At 68.5% G+C, this 904-nt stretch carries 1 protein-coding gene; it reads left to right on the forward strand.

Annotated elements, in window-relative coordinates; genetic code table 11:
- The coding region (locus EN742_RS36240; RefSeq protein WP_148670581.1) for a sensor domain-containing diguanylate cyclase at positions 1 to 904 on the forward strand (904 nt) is incomplete at both ends.

A 904-nucleotide genomic window follows, 5' to 3' on the forward strand; every position in this document is an offset into this window, starting at 1 on the left:
GCTGCAGGCCTGCGTGACCTTCCCCGAGGCCTTCTCGGTGGTCGGCACGGCGATGACCGAGTTCCTCGGCGGCTTGAGCGGCAGCGTGCACCTGACCAGCGCCTCGCGCAACCTGGTGGAGGAGATGGCGCATTGGGGCGACGTCCGCTCGAGCGTCAACCAGTTCGCGCCGGAGGACTGCTGGGCGCTGCGGCGTGGCCAGGAGCATGTCGCCGGCCCGGGCATGCTGACGCCGCGCTGCGCCCACATCACCGAGAACGGCAAGAAGGGCTATGTCTGCATGCCGCTGGCGGCGCAAGGCGAGACGCTGGGCATCCTGCATCTGTGCGAGCCGAACGCAGCCGAAAAGCCGCAATGGCTGGCCGAGCGGCAGCAGATCCTGCGCGGCGTCGTCGACACGCTGGCGCTGGCGCTGGCCAATCTGCGCCTGCGCGAGACGCTCAGGCAGCAATCGATCCGCGATCCGAACACCGGCCTGTTCAACCGGCGCTATCTGGAGGAAACCAGCAGCCGCGAACTCAGGCGCATGGAGCGCTCGAGCCAGCCGCTGGCGATCATCATGCTCGACGTCGACCACTTCAAGCAGTTCAACGACACGTTCGGCCACGAAGCCGGCGACCTCGTGCTGAAGCAGGTCGCCGCAACGCTCATCGAGCATGCCCGCGACAGCGATGTCGTGTCGCGCTATGGCGGTGAGGAATTCGCGCTGGTCATGCCGGGAGCATCGCTCGAAGAGGGCGCCCAGCGCGCCGAGGCGCTGCGCCAGGCGATCAAGCAGCTGCATCTGGCGCATCGCGGCCGCACGCTCGGCACCGTGACGGCCTCATTCGGCGTCGCCGCCTATCCCGAGCATGGCGCGGGCTGGGCCGAGCTCACCAACGCGGCCGACCACGCGCAATACGAT

It is taken from the genome of Mesorhizobium sp. M4A.F.Ca.ET.020.02.1.1 (genome assembly GCF_004022645.1).
In the GTDB taxonomy this organism is placed as follows: domain Bacteria; phylum Pseudomonadota; class Alphaproteobacteria; order Rhizobiales; family Rhizobiaceae; genus Mesorhizobium.